Origin of the sequence: Streptomyces sp. CS113 (assembly GCF_002188365.1) — a bacterium.
GTDB classification, from domain to species: Bacteria; Actinomycetota; Actinomycetes; order Streptomycetales; family Streptomycetaceae; genus Streptomyces; species Streptomyces tendae.
Window position 1 is genome coordinate 5,505,033 of the sequence record NZ_KZ195574.1, and the last position, 23,726, is coordinate 5,528,758.

Genomic DNA, 23,726 nt, shown 5'->3' on the forward strand with positions numbered 1-23,726 from the left:
AAATTCCAGGCCAGCCGCAGAGTGCGGGGGTGACGACGGGAGGCGGAGCCGATGGCAAGCCACGGAGTGCGTGGTCGGAGCGGTGGCCGGCCCACCCTCGAAGAGGTCGCGGCCCGCGCGGGCGTGGGCCGCGGCACGGTCTCCCGCGTGATCAACGGCTCGCCGCGGGTCAGCGACGCGACCCGGGCGGCCGTCGAGGCGGCGGTCGCGGAACTCGGTTACGTCCCGAACACGGCGGCCCGCGCGCTGGCGGCCAACCGCACCGACGCGATCGCCCTCGTGGTGCCGGAGCCGGAGACCCGGTTCTTCGCGGAGCCGTACTTCTCGGACATGCTGAAGGGCGTCGGCTCGGAGCTGTCCGACACCGAGATGCAGCTCCTGCTGATATTCGCGGGCAGCGACCGGGAGCGGGAGCGGCTCGCCCAGTACCTCGCGGCGCACCGGGTGGACGGCGTCCTGCTGGTCTCGGTGCACGCCGACGACCCGCTGCCGGACCTGCTGACCCAGCTGGAGATCCCCGCGGTGATCAGCGGCCCGCGCTCGGCCGCCGAACCGCTGGCGTCCGTGGACTCGGACAACTACGGCGGCGCCCGGTCGGCCGTCGAGCACCTGCTGTCCCGGGGCCGCGGCCGCATCGCCCACATCACCGGTCACCTCGCCGTCTACGGCGCCCAGCGACGCGTCGACGGCTACCGCGACGCCCTGCGGGAGGCGGGCCACGAGGTGGACGAGGCGCTGATCGAGCCGGGCGACTTCACCGAGGACGGCGGGCGCCGCGCGATGGCCGAGCTGCTGCGCCGCCACCCCGACATCGACGCGGTCTTCGCCGCCTCCGACGTCACCGCGGCGGGCGCCGGCCAGGTCCTGCGCGAGGCGGGCCGGCGCATCCCGGACGACGTGGCGCTGGTCGGCTACGACGACTCGGCCATCGCCCGCCACATGGAGCCGCCGCTCACCAGCGTGCGCCAGCCCATCGAGGAGATGGGCCGCGCCATGATCGACCTGCTCCTGACCGAGATCGCCGACCGCCGCCCGGCCGTCTCACGGGGCCTGGAACGGCACCAGGTGGTGCTGGCGACGGAGCTGGTGGAGCGCAGGTCGTCCTGACGCCGGTACGGGGGCCGCGTGCCGGGGGGCGCGGCCCCGGCCGGTGCCCCGTGCGCGTGTGGTGAGTGCTCTCACGCAATCAGCCGGTGGCTCTCGCGAGAGCCACCGGCTGATTACTCAGGGTGAGTGACGGGACTTGAACCCGCGGCATCCTGGACCACAACCAGGTGCTCTACCAGCTGAGCTACACCCACCAAGGCCGGTGCTCGAATCCCGCGTGGCGGGGTTTCCCGACCGGCTGAGAAAAAGTGTACAGGGTCCGAAGGGGTGCTCGCGCCCGGCTTTCCGGAGGGCGCCGCCCGGCGGGCCCGCGCCCCTAACCGGCGGACACGACGTGCTTCGCGGCGATCGCCCTGGCCGTGTCGGAGTCGGGGCCGGGCTGCGGGACGAAGACCGCCTCCCGGTAGTAGCGCAGTTCGGCGATGGACTCGCGGATGTCGGCGAGCGCCCGGTGGTTGCCGTTCTTCTCGGGGCTGTTGAAGTACGCCCGCGGGTACCAGCGGCGGGCCAGCTCCTTGATCGAGGAGACGTCGACGATCCGGTAGTGGAGGTAGCCCTCCAGCGTCGCCATGTCCCGCAACAGGAAGCCGCGGTCGGTGCCGACCGAGTTGCCGCACAGCGGGGCCTTGCCGGGCTCCTTCACGTGCTCGCGCACGTACGCCAGGACCTGGGCCTCGGCGTCCGCCAGGGTCGTGCCCCCGTCCAGCTCCGCGAGCAGCCCGGACGCGGTGTGCATCTCGCGCACCACCTCCGGCATCGTCTCCAGGGCCCGCTCCGGCGGGCGGATGACGATGTCGACGCCCTCGCCGAGGATGTTCAGCTCGGAGTCGGTGACGAGGGCGGCAACCTCGATGAGCGCGTCGTCGGACAGCGAGAGGCCGGTCATCTCGCAGTCGATCCACACCATGCGATCGTTCATGCGGGCCACTGTACGGGGGGCGCCTGTTTATGTGGCCCCCGGCGTCCGTGCTGGACCTGCCGGGGGCTGCCGCCCCCAGGCCCCCGCTTCGGCCCTGAACGGGCCTCGTCCTCAAACGCCGGACGGGCTGGAACAGCCCGTCCGGCGTTTTGAGTGCCGCGTCACCTCACCTCACGGTGCGCTGCGCTGCCCCGGCACGCTCGCCGCGCCCGCCGGCATCGGGGTGGCGGTGCGGCGGGTCTGGAACGGGACCGCGTTCTCCGGGGTGAGGGCGGCCGGCGGGTCGGACGGGGGGAGGGGCCGGGAGGCTCCGGCGGTGGTGTCCGGGTCCGGCTGGCGGTCGCCCTGGGGGCGGCGGGCCCGGTAGGCCGCCCGGTAGGCGGCCGGGGACGAGCCCAGTTGGCGGCGGAAGTGGCCGCGCAGGGCGACCGGCGAGCGGAAGCCGCAGCGGCCCGCGACCTCGTCCACCGAGTAGTCCGACGTCTCCAGGAGCCGCTGCGCCTGGAGCACCCGCTGGGTGATCAGCCACTGGAGCGGGGCGCTGCCCGTCAGCGAGCGGAACCTGCGGTCGAAGGTGCGGCGGCTCATGTAGGCGCGCGCGGCCAGCGTCTCCACGTCGAACTGCTCGTGGAGGTGCTCCAGCGCCCAGGCGACGACCTCGGCGAGCGGGTCGGCGCCGATCTCCTCCGGTAAAGACCTGTCGAGGTAGCGCTCCTGGCCGCCGCTGCGGCGCGGCGGGACCACCAGCCGGCGGGCCAGCGCGCCGGCCGCCTCGTTGCCGTGGTCCGAGCGCACGATGTGCAGGCACAGGTCGATCCCGGCCGCGGTGCCCGCGGACGTCAGCACGTCGCCGTCGTCCACGAACAGTTCGCGCGGGTCGACGTGCACCGACGGATAGCGCTTGGCCAGCGTCGGCGCGTACATCCAGTGCGTGGTGGCGGGGCGGCCGTCCAGCAGGCCGGCCGCCGCGAGGACGAAGGCACCCGTGCACAGTCCGACTATGCGGGCACCCTCCTCGTGCGCCCGGCGCAGTGCGTCCAGCGCCTCCTCCGGCGGCGGCGAGGTGATCGAGCGCCAGGCCGGCACGACGACCGTGCCCGCGCGCGAGATCGCCTCCAGCCCCTGCGGCGCGGTGAGTTCCAGGCCCCCCGTGGTCCGCAGCGGGCCCTCCTCGCCGGCGCACACCAGCAACCGGTAGCGCGGCACGCCGGCGTCCTGGCGGTCGATTCCGAACACCGACAGCGGTATGGAACTCTCGAAGATGGGGCCGCCGCTGAACAGCAGCACCGCGACGATCTCCTTGCGGCGTCGCCCGGAAAGCTTCCGGGCCGCGGCTTCCGGCGCGGCAGTGGAGTCGTGGCTCATACTGCTAAGCCCCCCTCGGTGGTCGCGGCGCCCTTCACCCTTCGGGTCTGTCGCTCCAACACGTTTCCCCTCGGTCCTGCACGAGTCCCCCGCCGTAGACGGTCAAGATCGAATCTACTGTGTCCCGCCGCGCCGAGGTGGCTGGTTCGGCACTTGGGACATTGTCGACATGGCAACTTGGCGTGAAGCAGTCGATCACGAAGCGTTGCACTCCGGGGCGCCCCTGGGAAGTGCGCCTTGTGTCAGTGGCCAATCCACGTAGGGTGCGAAGGGGTCCCGAGACCCTTTCCGTGCAGGTGGAACGGGGGTTTGGGGGTGGTGGGGGGTGCGGATGCGCCACCTTGGGAAGTTGGCTGAAAAGAAGCGGAACTGTGCGCGGAAACCGGTCAGTCGACCGGTGTGTTTTCCCCAGCGTGCCGACCACCCCTGCGAGCCCGCGGCCGGGCCGCCACCCGCTCGGAACGCCGCAGCAGCAGACGGCACACGCCGGTGACGGCGGCCAGGCCCAGGGCCGTGCCGGCAGCGCCCGCGAAGGAGGCGCCGTACCAGAGGAGCGCGACGGGGACGAGGAAGCAACTGAAAGCGGCCCAGCGGACGAGATCGGTGACGCCGTCCCGGCCGGACGGGCCGGACGTCGGTTCGGCGCGGTGGTGCGATCCTGGCACGGGTGCTCCCTGGGGTGGCGGCATGGAGATCAACGCCCGCGCGGCGCGTCGGTCACGACCGGTCACGGACAGTTGAATCCTGTGCAAACCGCCTGTACAGAGCAGCAACCATTGCGTTACGGGCGCCCTCTCGGGCATGCTCCGGTGAATCCCGCGGGGGACCCTCCGCGGGATCTGGGCGAAGGAGGCGTGCCGCCGTACCCTTGGGGGTATGGGCTTGGGAAGACCATTCCCGGACACACACCGGACACAGCTCCGCCGCACCCTGTTGTCCCCCATAGAGGATAAAAACGCCGAGACAGCCATGGCCGGTCACGAATTCTTCGAACCCGCGGACCGCAAGCGGCCCGTCGCCGAACCTACGGCGGCCGAGCCCCTGGCGGCCGACGAGCCACGCCAGTCGTGCGACCCAGCCTTCAAGCACGGCGTCGTCGTCGGCTTCGACGGCTCCACCTCCAGCGAGCGCGCTCTCGCCTACGCCATCGGCATGGCCTCCAGGCTCGGCTCCGGCCTGGTCATCGTGCATGTCGCCAACCGGCTGCCCACCACGGTGTGGGCCGGCTGCGAACCCCCGGTCTTCGTCGATGTGCCCGACCACCGCACCGAGGTGCTCGGTCTGGAGCTGGCGTGCGCGGACTACCTGGCCGAGGTGCCCTGGATCCTGGTCGAGCGCGGCGGCGACATCTGCCACGAACTCGAGGAGGTGGGGCGGGAGTACGAGGCGGACGCCATCGTCGTCGGCTCCAGCCACGGCCTGGTCGGCCGCCTCTTCGGCTCCGTCGCCGGCCGGCTCGCCAAGCGGGCGAAGCGGCCCGTGGTGGTCATTCCCTGAACAACCTCCGACGGGCCGCGCCCGGTCCGGCTACTCCACCGTCACCGACTTGGCGAGGTTGCGGGGCTTGTCGATGTCCCGGCCCAGGGCCAGGGCCGTGTGGTACGCGAGGAGCTGGAGCGGGATGCCCATGAGGATGGGGTCCAGCTCGTCCTCGTTCTTCGGGACGACGATCGTGTGGTCGGCCTTCTCCTGCTCCTGGTGGGCGACGGCGAGGATCTGACCGCTGCGGGCCTTGATCTCCTCCAGGGCCGCGCGGTTCTTCTCCAGCAGGTCGTCGTCCGGCACGATCGCGACCGTCGGCAGGGCCGGCTCGATCAGCGCGAGCGGGCCGTGCTTCAGCTCGGAGGCCGGGTAGGCCTCGGCGTGGATGTAGGAGACCTCCTTGAGCTTCAGGGAGGCCTCGCGGGCGACCGGGTAGCCCCGGACGCGGCCGATGAAGAGCATCGAGCGGGCGTCGGCGTACTGCGCGGCCAGCTTCTTGACGTCCTCCTCCTGCTTCAGCATCTCCTCGATCTGCGCGGGCAGCTTGCGCAGCCCCTCGATGATCCGCTTGCCGTCGCGGACGGAGAGGTCGCGGGTGCGGCCCAGGTGCAGGGCGAGCAGCGCGAAGGCGACGCAGGTGTTGGTGAAGCACTTGGTCGACACCACGCAGACCTCGGGGCCGGCGTGCACGTACATGCCGCCGTCGGCCTCGCGGGCGATCGCCGAGCCCACGACGTTGACGATGCCGAGGACCCGGGCGCCCTTGCGCTTGAGCTCCTGCACGGCGGCCAGCACGTCGTACGTCTCACCGGACTGGGAGACGGCGATGTACAGGGTGTCGGGGTCGACGACCGCGTTGCGGTAGCGGAACTCGGAGGCGGGCTCGGCGTCCGCGGGGATGCGGGCCAGCTCCTCGATCATCTGGGCGCCGATCTGGCCCGCGTGGTACGAGGTGCCGCAGCCCAGGATCTTCACGCGGCGCACGGCGCGCGCGTCGCGGGCGTCCAGGTTGAGGCCGCCCAGGTGCACGGTGGAGAAGCGGTCGTCGATCCGGCCGCGCAGCACGCGGTCCACGGCCTCGGCCTGCTCGTGGATCTCCTTGTGCATGTAGGTGTCGTGGCCGCCCATGTCGTAGGAGGCGGCCTCCCACTCCACGGTGGTGGGCTCCGACGTGGTGCGGGTGCCCTCGGTGGTGTAGGTGCGGAAGTCGTCGGCCTTGAGGGTGGCCATCTCGCCGTCGTCGAGCGTGACTATCTGCCGGGTGTGGGCGACCAGCGCGGCGATGTCCGAGGCGACGAACATCTCCTTCTCGCCGATGCCGAGGACGACCGGCGAGCCGTTGCGGGCGACGACGATGCGCTCGGGGAAGTCGGCGTGCATCACGGCGATGCCGTACGTGCCCTCGATGACCCGGAGGGTCTCGCGGACCTTGTCCTCCAGCTTCTCCGCCTCGGAGCGGGCGATGAGGTGGACGAGGACCTCGGTGTCGGTCTCGGAGAGGAACTCGACGCCGTCCGCCTCCAGCTTGCGGCGCAGGTCGGCGGCGTTGTCGATGATGCCGTTGTGGACGACGGCGACCTTGTTGTCGGCCGACATGTGCGGGTGGGCGTTCACGTCGGAGGGGGCGCCGTGGGTGGCCCAGCGGGTGTGGGCGATGCCGGTGGTGCCCTTGAAGCGCGCCGGGACCTTGGCCTCCAGGTCGCGCACCCGGCCCTTGGCCTTGACCATCCTCAGGCCGGCCGCCTTCGGGGAGGTCACCACGATGCCCGCCGAGTCGTACCCGCGGTACTCCAGGCGCTGGAGACCCTCCAGGAGCAGGGGGGCGACGTCACGCTTGCCGATGTATCCGACGATTCCGCACATGTATACGTAAACCTCTGTCTCTCTTCGGCCTCTCGGCCGTAGACGGGCCTTCCGGCCGCAGGCGGCCGCTCAGCCGTAGACGATGCGGCGCAGCTGACGGAGCGACAGCTCCGGCGGCGCGACCGCCCGGTATTTCAGTTCCGCCTCGATCCGCTCGAAGATCGTCGCGTTCACCAGGCCCTGGGCCTGGAGCTCGCGGTGGCGGCGACGGACGTACTCCTCGGTCGTCTCGTCGAAGTAGGCGAGCACGTCCTGGACCACGCGCAGCGCCTCGCCCCGGCTCAGCGGGGTGGACCGCGTCAGATGATCAACGAGTTCGTCGTGCACCCGGTAGATCCTGGAGTAAGAGAGGTGCTTGCGCAAGAATCCTGCCCGATATCGGGCAGGTGTAGGCGGAAGCTGTGCGGCGCGTTGACTACATGCGCTTCAGTACCGCCTGCTTCGCCAGGGTGAACTCCTCGTCCGTGAGCACCCCGGAGCGGTGCAGGTCGCCCAGCTCCCGCAGCCGGCGCAGCAGCGCGTCGTGGTCGTCCTCGGCGGCCGGTGCCGGTGCCGGTGCCCGTGGCGCGGGCGCGGGTGTGGAGGTGTCCTCGCCCGCGCGGGCGTCCTCCAGGGCCGCGCGGGCGGCCGGGTGCGGCAGGCGGGCCTGGACGGCCGCGGCCACCAGGGCCATCAGCGGGTCCTTCTTGAAGCCCCACAGCTCCACCGCGTTGGGGTCGTACTTCGGCGGCACCTTGCTCGGCGCCGCCCGCACGGTGAACCGGAGGTGGCCGTTCTCCAGGCCGACCGTCGGCTGCCACTCCACCGCGACGATGTCCGCGAGGGGCAGCGTGCGCGGACCCGCGGCCGACTTGGCGTCCTCCGCCTGCCACTTCCACTCCAGGCGCACCCGCTCCCCGTCGAAGCTCGCGACCCCGTCCCCGGCCGACACCGACAGCGGCACCGGGGGCCCCGGCAGCAGATAGGCGTCCACCGGGCCGGACGGGACCTGGTCGAGGAGCAGCGCGTTGCGCACCTCGTCCACGAAGTACTCGGCCACCCCGTACCGGTCGGACTCCACCAGGAGCTGGTACGGGTCGTGCGGCTCGGTCAGCCGGCCGCCCGCCGCGTGCAGCAACGGGTCGGCGCCGTCCCGCAGCCGCAGCCTGAGCCGCCCGGACTTCTTCCCCTGCTCGAACGATATGCCCGCCAACGCCGCGAGCGGCACGAGCAGTTCACCCAGTTCCCTGCGGAGCAGACTGACGTTCTTGTCCCGCCCCGGTGTCAGCCGCAGGGCGTCGCCGTCGAAGACCCACGTTCCGTCCTTCTGGATGATTTCCGCCATGCGGGGATTGTTTCATCGCCGCCGCGGGCGGTGATGGTGCGGGAGAGTGGTCCGCACCCGTCCCCAACCCCCCTCCTAGGACCCCTGATTGCACACCTCGCGAAGGGAGCGCACGTGAGACCTCATCGACGGCACCACAGAACGACTCCCCGCATCACCCGGCTGCTGGGATCGCTGCTGCTGGTGGCCGCGGTCGGCGCCATGACCACCGGCGCCGCCCCGGTCCGGAAGACGGCCGCGGAACCGACCCCCCTGGACCGGGTGATCCCGGCCCCCGCCTCGGTCGACCCCGGCGGCGCCCCGTACCGCATCACCCGCGGCACCCACATCGGCGTCGACGAGTCGCGCGAGGCCCGCCGTGTCGGCGACTACCTCGCGGACCTCCTGCGGCCCGCCACGGGCTACCGGCTGCCCGTCACCTCCCACGGCCACGGCGGCATCCGGCTGCGCCTGGCCGAGGGCCCGTACGGCGACGAGGGCTACCGCCTCGACAGCGGACGCTCGGGCGTCACCATCACCGCCCGCAAGGCCGCCGGGCTCTTCCACGGCGTCCAGACGCTGCGTCAGCTGCTGCCCGCGGCCGTCGAGAAGGACACCGCGCAGCCCGGCCCCTGGCTGGTCGCGGGCGGCACCGTCGAGGACACCCCGCGCTACGCCTGGCGCAGCGCCATGCTCGACGTCTCCCGGCACTTCTTCAGCGTCGACGAGGTCAAGCGCTACATCGACCGCGTCGCCCTCTACAAGTACAACAAGCTCCACCTGCACATCAGCGACGACCAGGGCTGGCGCCTCGCCATCGACTCCTGGCCGCGCCTGGCGACCTACGGCGGCTCCACCGAGGTCGGCGGCGGACCCGGCGGCTACTACACCAAGGCGGACTACCAGGAGATCGTCCGCTACGCGGCCTCCCGGCACCTGGAGGTCGTGCCCGAGATCGACATGCCCGGCCACACCAACGCCGCCCTCGCCTCCTACGCCGAGCTGAACTGCGACGGCGTGGCACCCCCGCTCTACACCGGCACCAAGGTCGGCTTCAGCACGCTGTGCGTGGACAAGGAGGTCACCTACGACTTCGTGGACGACGTCCTCGGTGAACTCGCCGCGCTCACCCCCGGCCGCTACCTGCACATCGGCGGCGACGAGGCGCACTCCACGCCGAAGGCCGACTTCGTGACGTTCATGAAGCGGGTGCAGCCGATCGTCGCCAAGTACGGCAAGACGGTCGTCGGCTGGCACCAGCTGGCCGGCGCCGAACCGGTCGAGGGTGCGCTCGTCCAGTACTGGGGCCTGGACCGCACCAGCGACGCCGAGAAGGCCGAGGTCGCCGCGGCCGCCAGGAACGGCACCGGGCTGATCCTCTCCCCGGCCGACCGGACGTACCTGGACATGAAGTACACCAAGGACACCCCGCTGGGGCTGTCCTGGGCGGGCTACGTCGAGGTGCAGCGGTCCTACGACTGGGACCCGGCCGCCTATCTGCCGGGCGCCCCGGCCGAGGCGGTCCGTGGGGTCGAGGCCCCGCTGTGGACGGAGACCCTGTCCGACCCGGACCAGCTGGACTTCATGGCCTTCCCGAGGCTGCCGGGCGTCGCCGAGCTGGGCTGGTCCCCGGCGTCGACGCACGACTGGGACACCTACAAGGTGCGGCTCGCCGAGCAGGCACCGCGCTGGGAGGCGATGGGGATCGACTACTACCGCTCGCCGCAGGTGCCCTGGACCTGACCCGGACGGCACGACGGGCACCCCGGAGGACCGTCTCCGGGGTGCCCGCCCGTCCGTGGGGCCGGTGGCTACCGGCCTGCCAGGGGGTTCTTCAGGGTGCCGACGAGCTGGAGCGCGCCGGACGGATCGGCCAGGTCCACCATCTGCCGGTTGTCGCGCAGCTGGAGCCGGTTGAGGCAGGACAGGGCGAACTCGGGCGCGAACATGTCGTACCGCTCGAACTTGTCGGCCAGCTCCGGCACCGACTCCTGGTACTCCCGGGTGACCTCCGCGACCGTCCGCCAGAAGGCGTCCTCCGTGACGATCCCCTCGCCCGCGAGGTTCGACGCCAGGAAGCGGAAGAAGCAGTCGAAGACGTCCGTGAAGATCGACAGGAGCTTCTTGTCGTCCGGCACGTCCACCGCGATGCGGGAGACCTCCGGCGGCAGCACCGCGTCCGGGTCCATCACCGCGATCTCCTCGGCGATGTCCTTGTAGACCGCCCGCCGCACCACCCCGTCCTCCAGCACGAGGATCACGTTCTCGCCGTGCGGCATGTACACCAGGTCGTAGGCGTAGAAGCTGTGCAGCAGCGGGACGTAGTAGGCCCGCAGGTAGTGCCGCAGCCACTCGGCGGGGGTGAGCCCGGACCGCTCGATCAGCGCGCCCGCGAAGGAGGCGCCCTCGTGGTCCACGTGGACCAGGGAGGCCATGGTGGCGAGCGTCTCCCCGTCCCGGAGGGACGGCACGGGGCTCTCCCGCCACAGCGCCGCCAGCATCTTGCGGTAGGGCGAGTAGCGGTCGGTGGCCCGCTCGTACTCCAGGTGCCGGTAGCCGACGGCCGCCCGCTCCCGGATGATGCTCAGCCCCGTCTCCTTCAGCACCGGGTCGCCCTCGATCAGCCGGGCGAGCCAGTCGTTGATGGCCGGGGTGGCCTCCATGTACGCCGCCGACAGACCGCGCATGAAGCCCATGTTGAGGACGGACAGGGCCGTCTTCACGTAGTGCTTCTCGGGGTGCGAGGCGTTGAAGAAGGTGCGGATGGACTGCTGGGCCAGGTACTCGTCGTCGCCCTCGCCGAGGCAGACCAGGAGCCCGCGGGCGACCTCGGCGGCGAAGGTGACGGTGAGCTTGTTCCACCACTGCCAGGGGTGGACCGGGATGAGCAGGTAGTCGGCCGGGTCCAGGCCGCGCTCGCGCAGCACGCCGTGGAAGCGGTCGACGGTGGCCGCGCCCAGTTCGTCGCGGACGAAGGACTCGTACTCGATGCCCACGCCCGCCGTGAACGCGGCCCGCGAGCGGTGCGCGGCCAGCCACACCAGCCGGACCGGGCTCGCGGTCTCGGGGGCGTACGACAGGTACTCGTGGATGCCGAAGCCGAGGCGCCCGTTGTTGGCGACGAAGCAGGGGTGGCCCTCGGTCATGCCGGTCTCGACGGCCTGGAAGCCGCTGCGGGCCAGCTCGGCGGAGGTGAGCCGCGGCTTGGTCAGCTTGTAGCAGGTGCCGGAGAGGGTGGAGGAGATCTCCTCCAGGTACACCGGGAGGATCTCGTCGCTCAGGCCCAGGGTCTGCTTCAGCTCGATGAAGAAGTCCAGCGCGGCGAGCGGAAGTTCGGCGCCGTCGCGGTGGCGGGTGATCGAGCCGGCGTCCACCTGCCAGTGGTCCAGGGCGCGGACGGTGGCGGTGAAGCGGTACGCGGTCTGGCCGTCGTCGCTGCGGACGGTGTACGTCTGCCCGCCCCCGGCGTCCGGCTCCCGCTCGGGGGTCAGCAGCCGCTCGTGGGTGAACTCGGCCAGTGCCTTGCGGACCAGGAGGCGGTTGGCCTCCTCCCAGCGTTCGGGGGACAGGTGGGCGACGGCGTCGGCGAGGCTCATGCGGACACCGCCTTCGCGAACTGCTCGCGGGTGCAGAAGCTCAGCAACGCCTTCTTCTCCGGCTTCTGGATCTCGCGCTCGGGCACGAATCCGACGGCTGCGTTCAGGGCGTGGACGGCGGTGTTGGTGACGTCCGGTTCGACGACGACCCGCCGGGTCGCCGGGTCGGCGAACAGCTCGGCCATCACGGTGGTGATCACGGCCCGGGTGAAGCCGTGCACGGGCCGGTCGGTCGGCGCGACCAGGAAGTGCATGCCGACGTCGCCCGGCTCGGGCTCGTACAGCCCGACCAGTTCGCGGTGGGCGGGGTCGTAGCGTTCCATCAGGAAGGCCGGGACGCCGTCGTGCAGGCCGAGGTGGGCCTGCTGGTGCTCGTCGGCGGCCAGCTCCATGTAGGCCCGCTCGACATCCACCAGCCGGGCGTCCTGCATCATCCAGAACGCGGACTTGGGGTGGGTGAGCCAGCCGTGCAGCAGCTCGGCGTCCGTCAGCGGGTCGACGGGGCGCAGGGTCAGTGCCCCGACGGCGGTGGTGGTGGTGCTCGAGCGGCTCATACGGCGAACTCCTGGAACGCGATCGACTGCTCGACCGGGTAGTACTCGCGTCCGAGCAGCTCCCGGACGATGCAGCTGTTGCGGTAGGCGCCCATGCCCAGGTCGGGGCTGGTGACGCTGTGCGCGTGGACCCCCGCGTTCTGTAGGAACACGCCGCTTCCCGTGACGTCGACGGCGTAGTTGCGGCCGATGTCGAAGTTGCCGCGGGAGTCGTAGCGGAGGCGGTCCCGGACGGGCTTGAGGAACTCCGGCTCGGTGTAGCGGTAGCCGGTGGCGAGGACCAGGCCCTCGGTCTCGATCTCGAAGTCCTTGCCCTGCTCCTCCTGGCGGAAGCCCAGCGTGTAGGTGCCGTCCGCGTACCGGGCCTCGGTCAGCGCCGAGTTGGTGAGCAGGCGGGTGGGGACCGGACCGGCGAGCCTCTTCTGGTAGAGCAGGTCGAAGATCTCGTTGATCAGGTCGCCGTCGATGCCCTTGAAGAGGCCCTTCTGCTCGGCCGTGAGGCGGTAGCGGGTGTCCTCGGGCAGCGCGTGGTAGTAGTCCACGTACTCCGGGGACGTCATCTCCAGGGTGAGCTTGGTGTATTCGAGGGGGAAGAACCGCGGGGAGCGGGTCACCCAGTTCAGCCGGTAGCCGTGGACGTCGATCTCGCTCAGCAGGTCCAGGTAGATCTCGGCGGCGGACTGGCCGCTGCCGACCAGCGTGATCGACTTCTTCTTCACCAGCTCCGCCCGGTGCCGCACGTACCGGGAGTTGTGGAGGAAGTCGCCGGCCAGGCCCCGGCAGGCGTCCGGGATGTGCGGCGGGGTGCCGGTACCGAGGACGAGGCGGCGGGCGCGGTAGGTGTCGCCGGAGGTGGTGGCGACGGTGTACAGCTCCTCGCGCTCGTCGTAGGTGACCTCGGTGACCGTGGTGGAGAAGCGGACGCTGCTCAGCCGGTGCGCGGCCCAGCGGCAGTAGTCGTCGTACTCGACCCGCAGGGGGTAGAAGTTCTCCCGGATGTAGAAGGAGTACAGCCGGCCCTTCTCCTTCAGGTAGTTGAGGAAGGAGTACGGCGAGGTCGGGTCGGCCAGCGTCACCAGGTCCGACATGAACGGGGTCTGGAGGTGGGCGCCGTCCAGGAACATCCCGGCATGCCACTCGAAGTCCGGCTTGGACTCCAGGAAGACGCCGTTCAGCTCCGCGACGGGCTCGGTGAGGCAGGCCAGGCCGAGGTTGAAGGGGCCGAGGCCGATGCCCACGAAGTCGTACGGGGCGCTGGCTTCAGGAAGCGCGGTCAAGGGAGTCTCCCAGGTACTGCTCGGCGTGGCCGGCGATCAGGTCGAGGACGGCGGCGATGTCGGCCGTGGTCGTCTCGGGGTTGAGCAGGGTGAACTTCAGGTAGTGGCGACCGGCCACCTTGGTGCCCGCGACCACGGCGTCGCCGGAGGCGAACAGGGCCTTGCGGGCGTACAGGTTGGCGCGGTCGATCTCGGCGGGGTCGGTGACGTCCGCCGGGATGTGGCGGAAGACCAGGGTGGACAGCGACGGCTCGACCACCACGTCGAAGCGCGGGTCGGCGGCGAGCAGTTTCCAGCCCTCGGCGGCCAGGTCGCACACCTCGTCGAAGAGTTCGCCGATGCCGTCGGCGCCCATCACGCGCAGCGTCATCCACAGCTTGAGCGCGTCGAAGCGGCGGGTGGTCTGGAGGGACTTGTCCACCTGGTTGGGGATACGTTCCTGCACCATGCGGCGCGGGTTGAGGTACTCCGCGTGATAGGTCGCGTGCCGCAGGGTGGCGGCGTCGCGGACCAGTACGGCGGAGGAACTGACCGGCTGGAAGAAGGACTTGTGGTAGTCCACGGTGACCGAGTCGGCCCGCTCGATGCCGTCGATGCGGTGCCGGTACTTCAGGGAGGCGAGCAGCCCGCAGCCGTAGGCCGCGTCGACGTGCATCCACACGCCGTACTGCTCGCACAGCCCGGCGATCTCCGGCAGCGGGTCGATCGAGCCGAAGTCGGTGGTGCCGCCGGTGGCGACGACGGCCATGGGGACCAGGCCGTCCCGCGCGCACCGCTCCAGCTCGCGGGCGAGGGCGACGGTCTGCATCCGCTTGTCGCGGTCGACCGGGACCGACACGACGGCGTCGGGGCCGAGGCCGAGCAGTTTCGCGGACTTCTTGACGCTGAAGTGGCTGACCTCGGAGGCGAAGATCCGCAGGTCGGCGAGGGATTCGGCCTTCGCCTCCTCGCGCGCCAGCAGCAGCGCCTGGAGGTTGGACTGGGTGCCGCCGGAGGTGAACACGCCGTCGGCCGCCGGGCCGAGGCCGATCCGGGCGCAGGTCCAGTCGATCAGCTTCCGCTCGATGAGCGTGCCGCCGGCCGACTGGTCCCAGGTGTCCAGGGAGGAGTTGACGGCGGAGAGCACCGCCTCGCCGAGCACGGCCGGGATGACGACCGGGCAGTTGAGGTGGGCGAGGTAGCGGGGGTGGTGGAAGTAGACGGCGTCGCGGAGGTAGACGTCCTCCAGCTCGTCGAGGACCGCGGCCGTGTCGTGCAGCGGCTTGTCGAGGTCGATCCCGTCGATGCGGGGGGAGAGGGCGTCGACCGTGACACCGGTGAACGGGCGGTCGGTGGTGGCGAGTTTGGCGGCCACCCGCTCGACTCCTTCGGTCACGGAGCGGCGGTACTGCTCCGCGGTGGTGTCGTTGAGCAGGTGCGAGCGCATGTGGGGGTCCTCCGGTGGGGACGGTCCGAGAGGGGGTGGGGAGGGCCGGAGCCCTCGCTTCGACTTAGGTGAGCCTAACCTAAGTTGAGTCGATCAAACGCGTGCCTGTGGGTGACTGCCGTCACTGTGGCCCCAGGGGCCGACGTCAGCCCTGCTCGCGGAGCTGTTCCTCCGTCAGGCCCCGGCGCCAGTAGCCGACGAAGGTGACGCGCCGCCGGTCGACGCCGCGCTCACCCACGAAGTGCCGCCGCAGTCGCTTGACGCAGCCGGACTCGCCCGCGATCCAGACGTAGGGGTGTCCGGCGGGCGGCAGTTGGGCGGCCCGGAGAGTGGCGAGGGTCGCCTCGGGCCCGCCGGCATCGTCCCCGACCAGCCAGGTGATCTCGGCGTCCGCGGCCGTCCGGAGGTCCTGCGCGTCTTCGGCGTGCGGCACCTGGAGCCAGACCCGGGCGCGGGTGCCGGCCGGCAGTGCCTCCACGATCGCGCAGGCGGCGGGTACGGCGGTCTCGTCGCCCCAGATCACCACCAGGTCGGTGTCCTCGGGCGGCCGGAAGCGGATCGCCCGGTTGTCGGCCACTGCCGGGCCGAGCACCAGCACGCGGTCGCCGGGGGCGGCGTCGGCGGCCCAGCGGGCGGCGGGGCCTGCCTGGATCCCCGAGTCCGGTTCGAGGCCGTGCAGGACGAAGTCGACGTCGATCTCGGCGGTGTGCCCGTCGGCGTCCCGGCGCAGCGCCCGCAGCGTGTACGAGCGCATCACCGCCCGCACGTCGTCCGGCAGTTCCCGCCAGCCCTGCCACCAGCCTCCCCCACTCTCGGCTTCGCTCGAGCGGGGGGACCCCCAGCCCAGTTCCACCGGCACCGCGGGCTCCGCCTGCCCCGGGTGGGGCAGGAACAGCGACAGCGACTGGTCGAGGCCGTCGGAGTGGAAGGCGCGCAGGTCGGGCCCGGCGAAGGTGACCCGGGCCAGGGACGGGCCGAGCCGCCTCGTCCGTACGACCTGGAGGGCGAAGAAACGGAACGGGGCGGCCACGGCCGTCGTCATGGAGTGCTCCGGAGGGAGAGGGGGCACGGGGCGGAGGGTCAGCCGACCTTCTTGGCGTTCTCGATCGCCTCGGCCAGGTTGTCCAGCAGGGGCGTGCACTTGTCGTAGGACAGGATCGGCTCGGGGGAGCGCGCGATGACCTGGCCGGCCTTGACCGCGGGCAGCTGCTTCCAGGTGCCCTCGCTGATGTCCGCGGGCTGGATGGTCGAGGCGCGGTCGTCCATGATGATGACGTCGGCCGGGTACTTGTCGACGTTCTCCCAGCTCAGGGACTCGAACCAGCCGCCGGTCGCCTTCTTGGCCGCCTCGGAGGGCTCCACGAAGTTCACGCCGAGGGCCTTGAAGTACTCCAGGTCCACCGAGAGGTTGGTGCCGGAGACGTAGAACAGGTCGGGGCTCGCGGAGCCGGCCAGCACCCGGATCTCGGGCCTGGCCTTGGCGGCGGCGCGCAGCCGGGCGGCGGCCTTGTCGAAGGCGGCCTTGGCGTCGGTGACCTTCTTGGCCTTCATGTCCGCGCCGAGCGACTCGGCCAGCTCCCACATGCGCTGGAGCGGCTGCGTGAGCTGACGGTCGAAGACCGAGATCGCGACGCTCGGCGCGAGCTTGGCGATCTTGTCCTTCGACTCCTCCGGGACGGACCACAGGGTGCCCGCGGTGTCGAAGGTGGTCGTGATGAGCACCTGGGGGGCGAGGGAGGCGTACTTCTCGACGTTGAGCTTGCCCCACTCGTTGCCGAGCACGGTGACCTTGTCGACGTCGAGGTCGCCGGCCTGCACGTCGGGCTTGCCGTCCTTGGTGGTGGTCGGGCCGAAGACGCCCTTGACCTGGACGCCGTAGTCGAAGAGGGCGGCGGCGACGCCGGTGAAGGCGACGATGCCCGTCGGCACCTCGTCCAGCTTCACGGTCGTGCCGCGGTCGTCCTTGAAGGACCAGGGGCCGGACTTGGCGGCGCCGCCCGACCCGTCGCCCGACCCACCGCTCTTGCCGTCGTCGTCGCCGCAGGCCGCGAGCACGGCGCCGAGGCCGAGGGCGCCGCCGGCGGCGAGGATTCCGCGGCGGGTCGGGTGGGTAGCGCTGGCGTTGGACATGGTGGTGGCTGCCTTCGAACGGTGCGGAGCGTGGTGCTCTGCGGGACAATTCGAAGGTAGGTTAGCCTAACCTCAGATCTTGTCCAGGGGTGGGGGCGGGGCGGCACCCACCCCCACCGCGCCGGGGGCTCAGCTCACCAGCCCCAACTCCCGTGCGATCAGCATCCGCTGGACCTCGCTGGTGCCCTCGCCGATCTCCAGGATCTTCGCGTCCCGCCACATGCGGGCCACCGGGTACTCGTTCATGAAGCCGTAGCCGCCGTGGATCTGGGTGGCGTCCCGGGCGTTGTCCACCGCGACCGTCGACGAGTACAGCTTCGCCAGCGCCGCCTCCTTCTTGAACGGCTCGCCCGCCACCAGCCGCGAGGCGGCGTCCCGCCAGGCCAGGCGGGCCGTGTGGGCCTTCATCTCCATGTCCGCGATCTTGAACTGGATGGCCTGGTTGGCGCCGATGGGCTTGCCGAAGGCGTGACGTTCCTTCGCGTAGGCGACCGACTCGTCCACACAGCCCTGCGCGAGCCCCGTGCCCAGCGCGGCGATGGCGACCCGGCCCTCGTCCAGGATGCGCAGGAACTGCGCGTAGCCGCGCCCCCGCTCGCCCAGCAGGTTCGCCGCCGGGACCCGGACGTCGGCGAAGGACAGCTCACGGGTGTCCGAGGCGTTCCAGCCGACCTTCGAGTACGGGGCGGCCACCGTGAAGCCGGGGGTGCCCGAGGGGACGATGATCGACGAGATCAGGGGCCTGCCGTCGGGCTTGCGGCCGGTCACCGCGGTGACCGTGACCAGGCCCGTGATGTCCGTGCCGGAGTTGGTGATGAAGCACTTGGTGCCGTTGATCACCCACTCGTCGGTGGCCTCGTCCAGGCGGGCCGTGGTCCGGGTCGCGCCCGCGTCGCTGCCGCCGTCCGGCTCGGTGAGGCCGAAGGCGCCCAGGATCTCGCCCGAGCACAGCCGGGGCAGCCACGCGCGCTTCTGCTCCTCGGTGCCGAACAGGTGCAGCGGCATCGCGCCCAGCGAGACCCCCGCCTCCAGCGTGATCGCCACCGACGAGTCGACCCGGGCCAGCTCCTCCAGGGCCACCCCGAGGGCGAAGTAGTCGCCGCCCATGCCGCCGTACTCCTCCGGGAACGGCAGCCCGAACAGGCCCATGCGGCCCATCTCGCGGACGATCTCGTACGGGAACTCGTGCCGCTCGTAGAAGTCGCCGATCTTCGGCGCCACCACGTCGTGCGCGAACTGTTCGACCGTGCGGCGCAGTTCTTCCAGTTCGGGGGAGAGCTTGTGGTCCATGGTGTTCACGACTCCTGGTGGGAGAGGGCTCGAACGGTGCGGGACGGGCTCGGCCGGCCCAGGTGCGCGGCCATCCAGACGCTTGTGGCGACCAGACGGCCGAGGTCGACCCCGGTGTCGATGCCGAGGCCCCGCAGCATCCACACGAGGTCTTCGGTGGCGAGATTGCCGGTGGCGGACTTCGCGAAGGGGCAGCCGCCCAGCCCGCCGGCGGAGGCGTCGACCGTGGTGACGCCCTGCTGGAGCGCGGCCAGCGTGTTGGCCAGGGCCTGGCCGTAGGTGTCGTGGAAGTGGACGCCCAGCGCGGACACCGGCACGCCCGCCCCGGTCAGCGCGGCGAGCAGGGCCGTGACGTGGCCCGGCGTCGCCACCCCGATGGTGTCGCCCAGGCTCAGCTCGTCGCAGCCCAGGTCCAGCAGGGCCCGGCAGACCCGCACGACCTGGGGGACGGCGACCGGGCCCTCCCACGGGTCGCCGAAGCACATCGAGAGGTAGCCCCGCACGTGGACGTCGTCGCCCTGCGCCTTCGCCCGGGACACCACCGGCTCGAACATGGCCAGCGCCTCGTCCACCGTGCGGTTGAGGTTGGCCTTGGCGAAGGACTCCGTGGCGCTGGCGAAGACCGCGACGCGGCGCGCGCCGAGCGCGAGGGCCCGGTCCAGGCCCCTCTCGTTCGGCACCAGCACCGGCAGCGCCACCGGCAGGTCGGAGACCTGCGGGTACAGCTCCTCGGCGTCCGCCAGCTGGGGGACCCACTTGGGGTGGACGAAGCTCGTCGCCTCGATCGTGGTCAGGCCCGTGCCGGCCAGCCGGCGGATGAACTCCGCCTTGACGGCCGTCGGCACGGTCGCCTTCTCGTTCTGCAGCCCGTCGCGCGCGCCGACCTCGTGGATACGGACGCGGGCGGGCAGGCCCTCGGCCGGTACGGTCATGGGCAGGCCCAGTTCCGGGGTGTTCACGCCGTCTCCTCCTTCGCGTCCGCGTCGTCGGCGGGCGTGATGACCGCGAGCACCTGGTCCATGGCGACGGTCGTGCCCGGCGCCACGTCCAGCTCGGCGACGGTGCCCGCGTGCGGGGCGGAGACGACGTGCTCCATCTTCATCGCCTCCACCACCAGCAGGCTCTGCCCGGCGCTCACCTCGTCGCCGACGGCGACCTTCACCACCGTCACCGTGCCCGGCATCGGCGCGGTCAGCGAGTCGGCGCCCGCGTGGGCGGCCCGGTCGAGGGACGCGGCGACCGGATCGTGGTCGCGCACTTGCCAGGCGTCGCCGTCGCGGCCCAGCCAGTCGGCGGCGCGGTGGAAGGTGTGCCGGACGCCGTCCAGGGTGACGGCGACGTGGTCGTCGGTGACGGTGTGGGTGCCGCGCGGGGTGTGCGTGACGGGTTCGAGTCCCGGCGCACGCAGCGGGAAGGCGACCGGTCTGGGCTCGCCCCCGGTGCGCCAGCCGTTCGGCACCGAGAACGGGTCCGTCCAGCCGTCGCCGCGCGGACGCAGCGCCTCCAGCCGTACGGCCGCCGCCGCCTCGTACACCTCCTCCGGTACGTCCGTGGCGACCAAGCCGTCGACCTCGCGCTCCACCAGACCCGTGTCCAGCTCGCCCGCCACCACCGCCGGGTGCGCCAGCAGCCGCCGCAGGAACCCGGCGTTGGTCGGCACGCCCAGGGTGACCGTCCCGGCGAGCGCCGCCCGGAGCCTGCGCAGCGCGGTCTCCCGGTCGGGGCCGTAGGCGATCACCTTGGACAGCATCGGGTCGTAGAGGCTGCCGACCTCGGTGCCCTCGCTGAGCCCGGAGTCGGTGCGCACGCCGTCGCCCTCGGGCTCGCGCAGCCGCAGCACCGTGCCGCCGGACGGGAGGAAGCCGCGGGCCGGGTCCTCGGCGCACAGCCGGGCCTCGATCGCGTGCCCCGTCAGCCGTACGTCCTCCTGCCCGAACCCGAGCGGCTCACCGGCCGCCACCCGCAGCTGCCGCTCCACCAGGTCCAGGCCGGTCACCAGCTCGGTCACCGGGTGCTCGACCTGGAGACGGGTGTTCATCTCCATGAAGTAGTACTGGGAGGGGTCGCCGCCCGGCACGATGAACTCCACCGTGCCCGCGCCCCGGTAGCCGCAGGAGCGGGCCGCCTGCACGGCCGCCTCGCCCATCGCGGCGCGGGTCGCCTCGTCCAGCAGGACGCTGGGCGCCTCCTCGATCACCTTCTGGTGCCGGCGCTGGAGCGAGCACTCGCGCTCGCCCAGGTGCACCACGTTCCCGTGGCCGTCGGCCAGCACCTGGATCTCGATGTGCCGGGGACGGTCGATCCACCGCTCCACCAGCAGCGTGTCGTCGCCGAAGGAGGCGCGGGCCTCGCGGCGTGCGGCGGCGATCTCGTCGGCCAGCACGGCCGCGTCCCGCACCAGCCGCATGCCCTTGCCGCCCCCGCCCGCCGAGGGCTTGAGCAGCACCGGGGTGCCGATCTCGCGGGCGGCGTCGGCGAGCTGCTCGTCGGTGAGCCCGCTGCCGCTGGAGCCGGGCACGACCGGCACCCCGGCCGCCTTCACCGTCTCCTTGGCGCGGATCTTGTCGCCCATCAGGGCGATCGCGTCGGCGGACGGCCCGACGAAGACCAGCCCCGCCTCCTCGCAGGCCCGCGCGAAGGCGGCGTTCTCGGCGAGGAAGCCGTACCCGGGGTGGACGGCCTGCGCGCCGGTGCGGGCGGCGGCCTCCAGCAGCCGCTCGACGGACAGATAGCTCTCCGTCGCCGGGGCCGGGCCGATCCGCACCGCCTCGTCGGCCTCCCGCACGTGCCGCGCGTCGGCGTCGGCGTCGGAGAAGACCGCCACCGAGCGCACGCCCATCGCGCGCAGGGTCCGGATGACGCGGACGGCGATCTCGCCGCGGTTGGCGACGAGCACGGTGTCGAACATGCGTGGTGTTCCGTTCGTGTTCTGCATGGGTCCCCTCCTCACATCCGGAAGACGCCGAACCGGGGCTCGCCCAGCGGCGCGTTGGCACACGCGGTCAGGGCCAGGCCCAGCACCTGCCGGGTGTCGGCGGGCTCGATCACGCCGTCGTCCCACAGGCGGGCGGTCGCGTAGTAGGCGTTGCCCTGGCGCTCGTACTGGGCGCGGACCGGCGCCTTGAAGGACTCCTCCTCCTCGGCCGGCCACTCCTCCCCGCGCGCCTCCAGCTGGTCCCGCTTGACCGTGGCCAGCACGGAGGCGGCCTGCTCGCCGCCCATCACGGAGATCTTGGCGTTGGGCCACATCCACAGGAAGCGCGGCGAATACGCCCGCCCGCACATCGAGTAGTTCCCCGCGCCGTACGAGCCGCCGACGACCACCGTCAGCTTCGGCACCCGCGTGCACGCCACCGCCGTCACCATCTTGGCGCCGTGCTTGGCGATGCCACCGGCCTCGTAGTCCCGGCCCACCATGAACCCGGAGATGTTCTGGAGGAACACCAGCGGGATGCCGCGCTGGTCGCACAGCTCGATGAAGTGGGCGCCCTTCTGCGCCGACTCGGAGAACAGGATGCCGTTGTTGGCGACGATCCCGACCGGGTGGCCGTGGATGCGGGCGAAGCCGGTGACCAGGGTCTGGCCGTACTCGGACTTGAACTCGGCGAACCGGGAGCCGTCCACCACGCGCGCGATGACCTCGCGGACGTCGTAGGGGGTGCGGGAGTCGACCGGCACCACGCCGTACAGGTCCTGCGGGTCCACCTTCGGCTCGACGGCCGCCCGCACGCCCCAGGGGAGGGTGCCGCGCTCCGGCAGGGTGGCGACGATCTGCCGCACGATGCGCAGGGCGTGCGGGTCGTCCTCGGCGAGGTGGTCGGTCACGCCGGACACCCGCGAGTGGACCTCGCCGCCGCCCAGCTCCTCCGCCGTGACCACCTCGCCGGTGGCCGCCTTCACCAGCGGCGGGCCGCCCAGGAAGATCGTGCCCTGGCCCCGGACGATGACCGCCTCGTCGCTCATCGCCGGGACGTACGCGCCGCCCGCCGTGCAGGAGCCGAGGACGGCGGCGATCTGCGGGATGCCCGCGCCCGACATCCGGGCCTGGTTGTAGAAGATCCGCCCGAAGTGCTCGCGGTCCGGGAAGACCTCGTCCTGCATGGGCAGGAAGGCGCCCCCCGAGTCCACCAGGTAGAGGCACGGCAGCCGGTTCTCCAGCGCCACCTCCTGCGCCCGCAGGTGCTTCTTCACGGTCATCGGGTAGTACGTGCCGCCCTTGACGGTCGCGTCGTTGGCGACGATCACGCACTCCCGGCCGCTGACCCGGCCGATCCCGGCGATGACGCCGGCCGCCGGGGCCGCTCCGTCGTAGAGCCCGTCGGCCGCGAGCGGCGCCAGCTCCAGGAACGGCGAACCCGGATCGAGCAGCGTGTCCACGCGGTCGCGCGGCAGCAGCTTGCCCCGCGCGGTGTGCCGGGCCCGCGCCCGCTCGCCGCCGCCCAGTCGGGCCGCCGCGAGCTTGGCGCGCAGTTCCTGAACGAGGACGGCGTGCGCCTCCTCGTTGGCCCGAAAGGCCTCCGACGCGGGATCCGCCGCCGTCGTCAGCTCCGGTGCCTCGTGCATCCTGCGGTCCCCTCACCCGATGGTCGATCGGTCGATCGGTTAATGAGCGTTAACGCATTTTCCCTTAGGTTAACGACCGCTAACCGCCCTGTCTAGAATTGGTCCCATGGCCACCAGAACCGACGCCCCCACCCGCCGCGAGCAGATCCTCAAGGAGGCCGCCCGGCTCTTCGCCGAGCGCGGTTTCCACGGGGTGGGCGTCGACGAGATAGGCGCCGCGGTCGGCATCAGCGGCCCCGGCCTGTACCGGCACTTCCCCGGCAAGGACGCGATGCTCGCCGAGCTGCTGGTCGGGATCAGCGACTCGCTGCTGACCGGCGCCAAGCGCCGGCTGGCGGAGGCGGACGGGGCGGCCGGCTCCGGGGCGGGGGCCGGCGCGGAGGGGCCCGGGGCGGTCCTCGACTCGCTCATCGAGGGGCACATCGACTTCGCGCTCGACGACCGCCCGCTCATCACCCTGCACGACCGCGAGCTGGACCGCCTGCGGGACGCCGACCGCAAGATGGTGCGCCAGTTGCAGCGGCAGTACGTCGAGCTGTGGGTCGGGGTGCTCCGGGAGGTCTACCCGGCCCTCGCCGAGCCCGCCGCCCGTTCCGCCGTCCACTCGGTCTTCGGCCTCCTGAACTCCACCCCCCACCTGGGGCGCCCCGGCTCCCTGCCCGGCCGCGCGGTGACGGCGTCGCTGCTGCACCGGATGGCGCGGGGGGCGTTCGCGGCGGTGGGGGAGGCGTAGCGGGCGCCCCCTCCGGGTGCGGGGGAGTGACGAGGGTTACCCGGGTCCCGGTCTGGACGCTCCTCCCTACTCACCGGTACCGTGAAGTCTGAGCAAGCGCTTAGATATTCGTACCCCT

At 71.8% G+C, this 23,726-nt stretch carries 20 protein-coding genes and 1 tRNA gene; 4 read left to right on the forward strand and 17 right to left on the reverse strand.

The features are described from left to right. Positions 1-51: 51 nt before the first annotated feature. Positions 52-1,107, forward strand: a complete 1,056-nt coding sequence (locus B9W62_RS24635; RefSeq protein WP_087809194.1) for a LacI family DNA-binding transcriptional regulator — start codon at positions 52-54, stop codon at positions 1,105-1,107. A gap of 121 nt (positions 1,108-1,228) precedes the next feature. Here the strand turns inward: B9W62_RS24635 and B9W62_RS24640 are convergent. From B9W62_RS24640 to B9W62_RS40295, 4 genes are all read right to left on the reverse strand, one after another. Continuing rightward, positions 1,229-1,301 (reverse strand) — tRNA-His (locus tag B9W62_RS24640). Positions 1,302-1,423: 122 nt separating this feature from the next. Then, positions 1,424-2,026, reverse strand: coding sequence for an oligoribonuclease (gene orn, locus B9W62_RS24645; protein WP_003976007.1), 603 nt, complete (start codon positions 2,024-2,026; stop codon positions 1,424-1,426). A gap of 171 nt (positions 2,027-2,197) precedes the next feature. Beyond that, complete coding sequence (locus tag B9W62_RS24650) at positions 2,198-3,391, reverse strand: helix-turn-helix domain-containing protein (protein WP_087809195.1); 1,194 nt, start codon at positions 3,389-3,391, stop codon at positions 2,198-2,200. Between the two features lie 386 nt (positions 3,392-3,777). Next, the gene (locus tag B9W62_RS40295; protein WP_256976786.1) at positions 3,778-4,080 is read right to left on the reverse strand and encodes a hypothetical protein; all 303 of its coding nucleotides are present in this window, start codon (positions 4,078-4,080) and stop codon (positions 3,778-3,780) included. A gap of 280 nt (positions 4,081-4,360) precedes the next feature. Here B9W62_RS40295 and B9W62_RS24660 point away from each other — a divergent pair, with 280 nt between their 5' ends. Next, positions 4,361-4,888 (forward strand): universal stress protein, encoded by a 528-nt coding sequence (locus B9W62_RS24660; RefSeq protein ID WP_052838015.1) that lies wholly within the window; start codon positions 4,361-4,363, stop codon positions 4,886-4,888. Between the two features lie 30 nt (positions 4,889-4,918). On the opposite strand, the gene glmS is transcribed toward B9W62_RS24660, so the two are convergent. From glmS to B9W62_RS24675, 3 genes are all read right to left on the reverse strand, one after another. Continuing rightward, positions 4,919-6,736, reverse strand: a complete 1,818-nt coding sequence (gene glmS / locus B9W62_RS24665; RefSeq protein ID WP_087809196.1) for a glutamine--fructose-6-phosphate transaminase (isomerizing) — start codon at positions 6,734-6,736, stop codon at positions 4,919-4,921. 69 nt (positions 6,737-6,805) lie between these two features. Then, positions 6,806-7,063: a hypothetical protein gene (locus B9W62_RS24670; protein WP_003976012.1), complete on the reverse strand. Its 258-nt coding sequence runs from the start codon at positions 7,061-7,063 to the stop codon at positions 6,806-6,808. Positions 7,064-7,151: 88 nt separating this feature from the next. Continuing rightward, positions 7,152-8,060: a DUF4429 domain-containing protein gene (locus B9W62_RS24675; protein WP_087809197.1), complete on the reverse strand. Its 909-nt coding sequence runs from the start codon at positions 8,058-8,060 to the stop codon at positions 7,152-7,154. A 114-nt stretch (positions 8,061-8,174) separates the two neighbouring features. Between B9W62_RS24675 and B9W62_RS24680 the strand changes: the two genes are divergently transcribed. Continuing rightward, on the forward strand, positions 8,175-9,782 hold the full coding sequence (locus B9W62_RS24680) for a beta-N-acetylhexosaminidase (protein WP_087809198.1): 1,608 nt from the start codon (positions 8,175-8,177) through the stop codon (positions 9,780-9,782). A gap of 68 nt (positions 9,783-9,850) precedes the next feature. Here the strand turns inward: B9W62_RS24680 and desD are convergent, their stop codons facing one another. The 10 genes from desD to B9W62_RS24730 form a co-directional block, all read right to left on the reverse strand. Next, positions 9,851-11,635, reverse strand: coding sequence for a desferrioxamine E synthetase DesD (gene desD, locus B9W62_RS24685; protein WP_087809199.1), 1,785 nt, complete (start codon positions 11,633-11,635; stop codon positions 9,851-9,853). Then, complete coding sequence (locus B9W62_RS24690; protein ID WP_087809200.1) at positions 11,632-12,189, reverse strand: GNAT family N-acetyltransferase; 558 nt, start codon at positions 12,187-12,189, stop codon at positions 11,632-11,634. The genes desD and B9W62_RS24690 overlap by 4 nt, the downstream gene beginning before the upstream one ends. Next, entirely contained in the window at positions 12,186-13,466 is a 1,281-nt protein-coding gene (locus B9W62_RS24695) for a lysine N(6)-hydroxylase/L-ornithine N(5)-oxygenase family protein (RefSeq protein WP_179235651.1), read from the reverse strand. The genes B9W62_RS24690 and B9W62_RS24695 overlap by 4 nt, the downstream gene beginning before the upstream one ends. Beyond that, the gene (gene desA / locus B9W62_RS24700) at positions 13,450-14,892 is read right to left on the reverse strand and encodes a lysine decarboxylase DesA (protein ID WP_087809201.1); all 1,443 of its coding nucleotides are present in this window, start codon (positions 14,890-14,892) and stop codon (positions 13,450-13,452) included. The genes B9W62_RS24695 and desA overlap by 17 nt, the downstream gene beginning before the upstream one ends. Positions 14,893-15,037: 145 nt before the next feature. Further along, positions 15,038-15,934, reverse strand: a complete 897-nt coding sequence (locus tag B9W62_RS24705) for a siderophore-interacting protein (RefSeq protein WP_179235652.1) — start codon at positions 15,932-15,934, stop codon at positions 15,038-15,040. A gap of 38 nt (positions 15,935-15,972) precedes the next feature. Further along, a complete protein-coding gene (gene desE / locus B9W62_RS24710) occupies positions 15,973-17,022 on the reverse strand; it encodes a siderophore-binding protein DesE (protein ID WP_087809202.1) in 1,050 nt (349 codons plus the stop codon). Between the two features lie 129 nt (positions 17,023-17,151). After that, a complete protein-coding gene (locus B9W62_RS24715; RefSeq protein ID WP_087812080.1) occupies positions 17,152-18,312 on the reverse strand; it encodes an acyl-CoA dehydrogenase family protein in 1,161 nt (386 codons plus the stop codon). A gap of 5 nt (positions 18,313-18,317) precedes the next feature. Beyond that, entirely contained in the window at positions 18,318-19,271 is a 954-nt protein-coding gene (locus tag B9W62_RS24720; RefSeq protein WP_087809203.1) for a hydroxymethylglutaryl-CoA lyase, read from the reverse strand. After that, a complete protein-coding gene (locus B9W62_RS24725; RefSeq protein WP_087809204.1) occupies positions 19,268-21,220 on the reverse strand; it encodes an acetyl/propionyl/methylcrotonyl-CoA carboxylase subunit alpha in 1,953 nt (650 codons plus the stop codon). The genes B9W62_RS24720 and B9W62_RS24725 overlap by 4 nt, the downstream gene beginning before the upstream one ends. Before the next feature lie 38 nt (positions 21,221-21,258). Then, positions 21,259-22,875: a carboxyl transferase domain-containing protein gene (locus B9W62_RS24730; protein WP_087809205.1), complete on the reverse strand. Its 1,617-nt coding sequence runs from the start codon at positions 22,873-22,875 to the stop codon at positions 21,259-21,261. A gap of 106 nt (positions 22,876-22,981) precedes the next feature. Between B9W62_RS24730 and B9W62_RS24735 the strand changes: the two genes are divergently transcribed. Next, positions 22,982-23,608 (forward strand): SACE_7040 family transcriptional regulator, encoded by a 627-nt coding sequence (locus B9W62_RS24735; RefSeq protein WP_087809206.1) that lies wholly within the window; start codon positions 22,982-22,984, stop codon positions 23,606-23,608. Positions 23,609-23,726 lie beyond the last annotated feature (118 nt).

Coding starts and splice junctions, on each gene's coding strand:
- desD (WP_087809199.1), bottom strand. CDS start 11,635: ATGAGCCTCGCCGACGCCGTCGCCCACCTGTCCCCCGAACGCTGGGAG.
- B9W62_RS24690 (WP_087809200.1), bottom strand. CDS start 12,189: ATGAGCCGCTCGAGCACCACCACCACCGCCGTCGGGGCACTGACCCTG.
- B9W62_RS40295 (WP_256976786.1), bottom strand. CDS start 4,080: ATGCCGCCACCCCAGGGAGCACCCGTGCCAGGATCGCACCACCGCGCC.
- B9W62_RS24730 (WP_087809205.1), bottom strand. CDS start 22,875: ATGCACGAGGCACCGGAGCTGACGACGGCGGCGGATCCCGCGTCGGAG.
- B9W62_RS24675 (WP_087809197.1), bottom strand. CDS start 8,060: ATGGCGGAAATCATCCAGAAGGACGGAACGTGGGTCTTCGACGGCGAC.
- orn (WP_003976007.1), bottom strand. CDS start 2,026: ATGAACGATCGCATGGTGTGGATCGACTGCGAGATGACCGGCCTCTCG.
- B9W62_RS24635 (WP_087809194.1), top strand. CDS start 52: ATGGCAAGCCACGGAGTGCGTGGTCGGAGCGGTGGCCGGCCCACCCTC.
- desA (WP_087809201.1), bottom strand. CDS start 14,892: ATGCGCTCGCACCTGCTCAACGACACCACCGCGGAGCAGTACCGCCGC.
- B9W62_RS24650 (WP_087809195.1), bottom strand. CDS start 3,391: ATGAGCCACGACTCCACTGCCGCGCCGGAAGCCGCGGCCCGGAAGCTT.
- desE (WP_087809202.1), bottom strand. CDS start 17,022: ATGTCCAACGCCAGCGCTACCCACCCGACCCGCCGCGGAATCCTCGCC.
- B9W62_RS24705 (WP_179235652.1), bottom strand. CDS start 15,934: ATGACGACGGCCGTGGCCGCCCCGTTCCGTTTCTTCGCCCTCCAGGTC.
- B9W62_RS24660 (WP_052838015.1), top strand. CDS start 4,361: ATGGCCGGTCACGAATTCTTCGAACCCGCGGACCGCAAGCGGCCCGTC.
- glmS (WP_087809196.1), bottom strand. CDS start 6,736: ATGTGCGGAATCGTCGGATACATCGGCAAGCGTGACGTCGCCCCCCTG.
- B9W62_RS24735 (WP_087809206.1), top strand. CDS start 22,982: ATGGCCACCAGAACCGACGCCCCCACCCGCCGCGAGCAGATCCTCAAG.
- B9W62_RS24725 (WP_087809204.1), bottom strand. CDS start 21,220: ATGTTCGACACCGTGCTCGTCGCCAACCGCGGCGAGATCGCCGTCCGC.
- B9W62_RS24715 (WP_087812080.1), bottom strand. CDS start 18,312: ATGGACCACAAGCTCTCCCCCGAACTGGAAGAACTGCGCCGCACGGTC.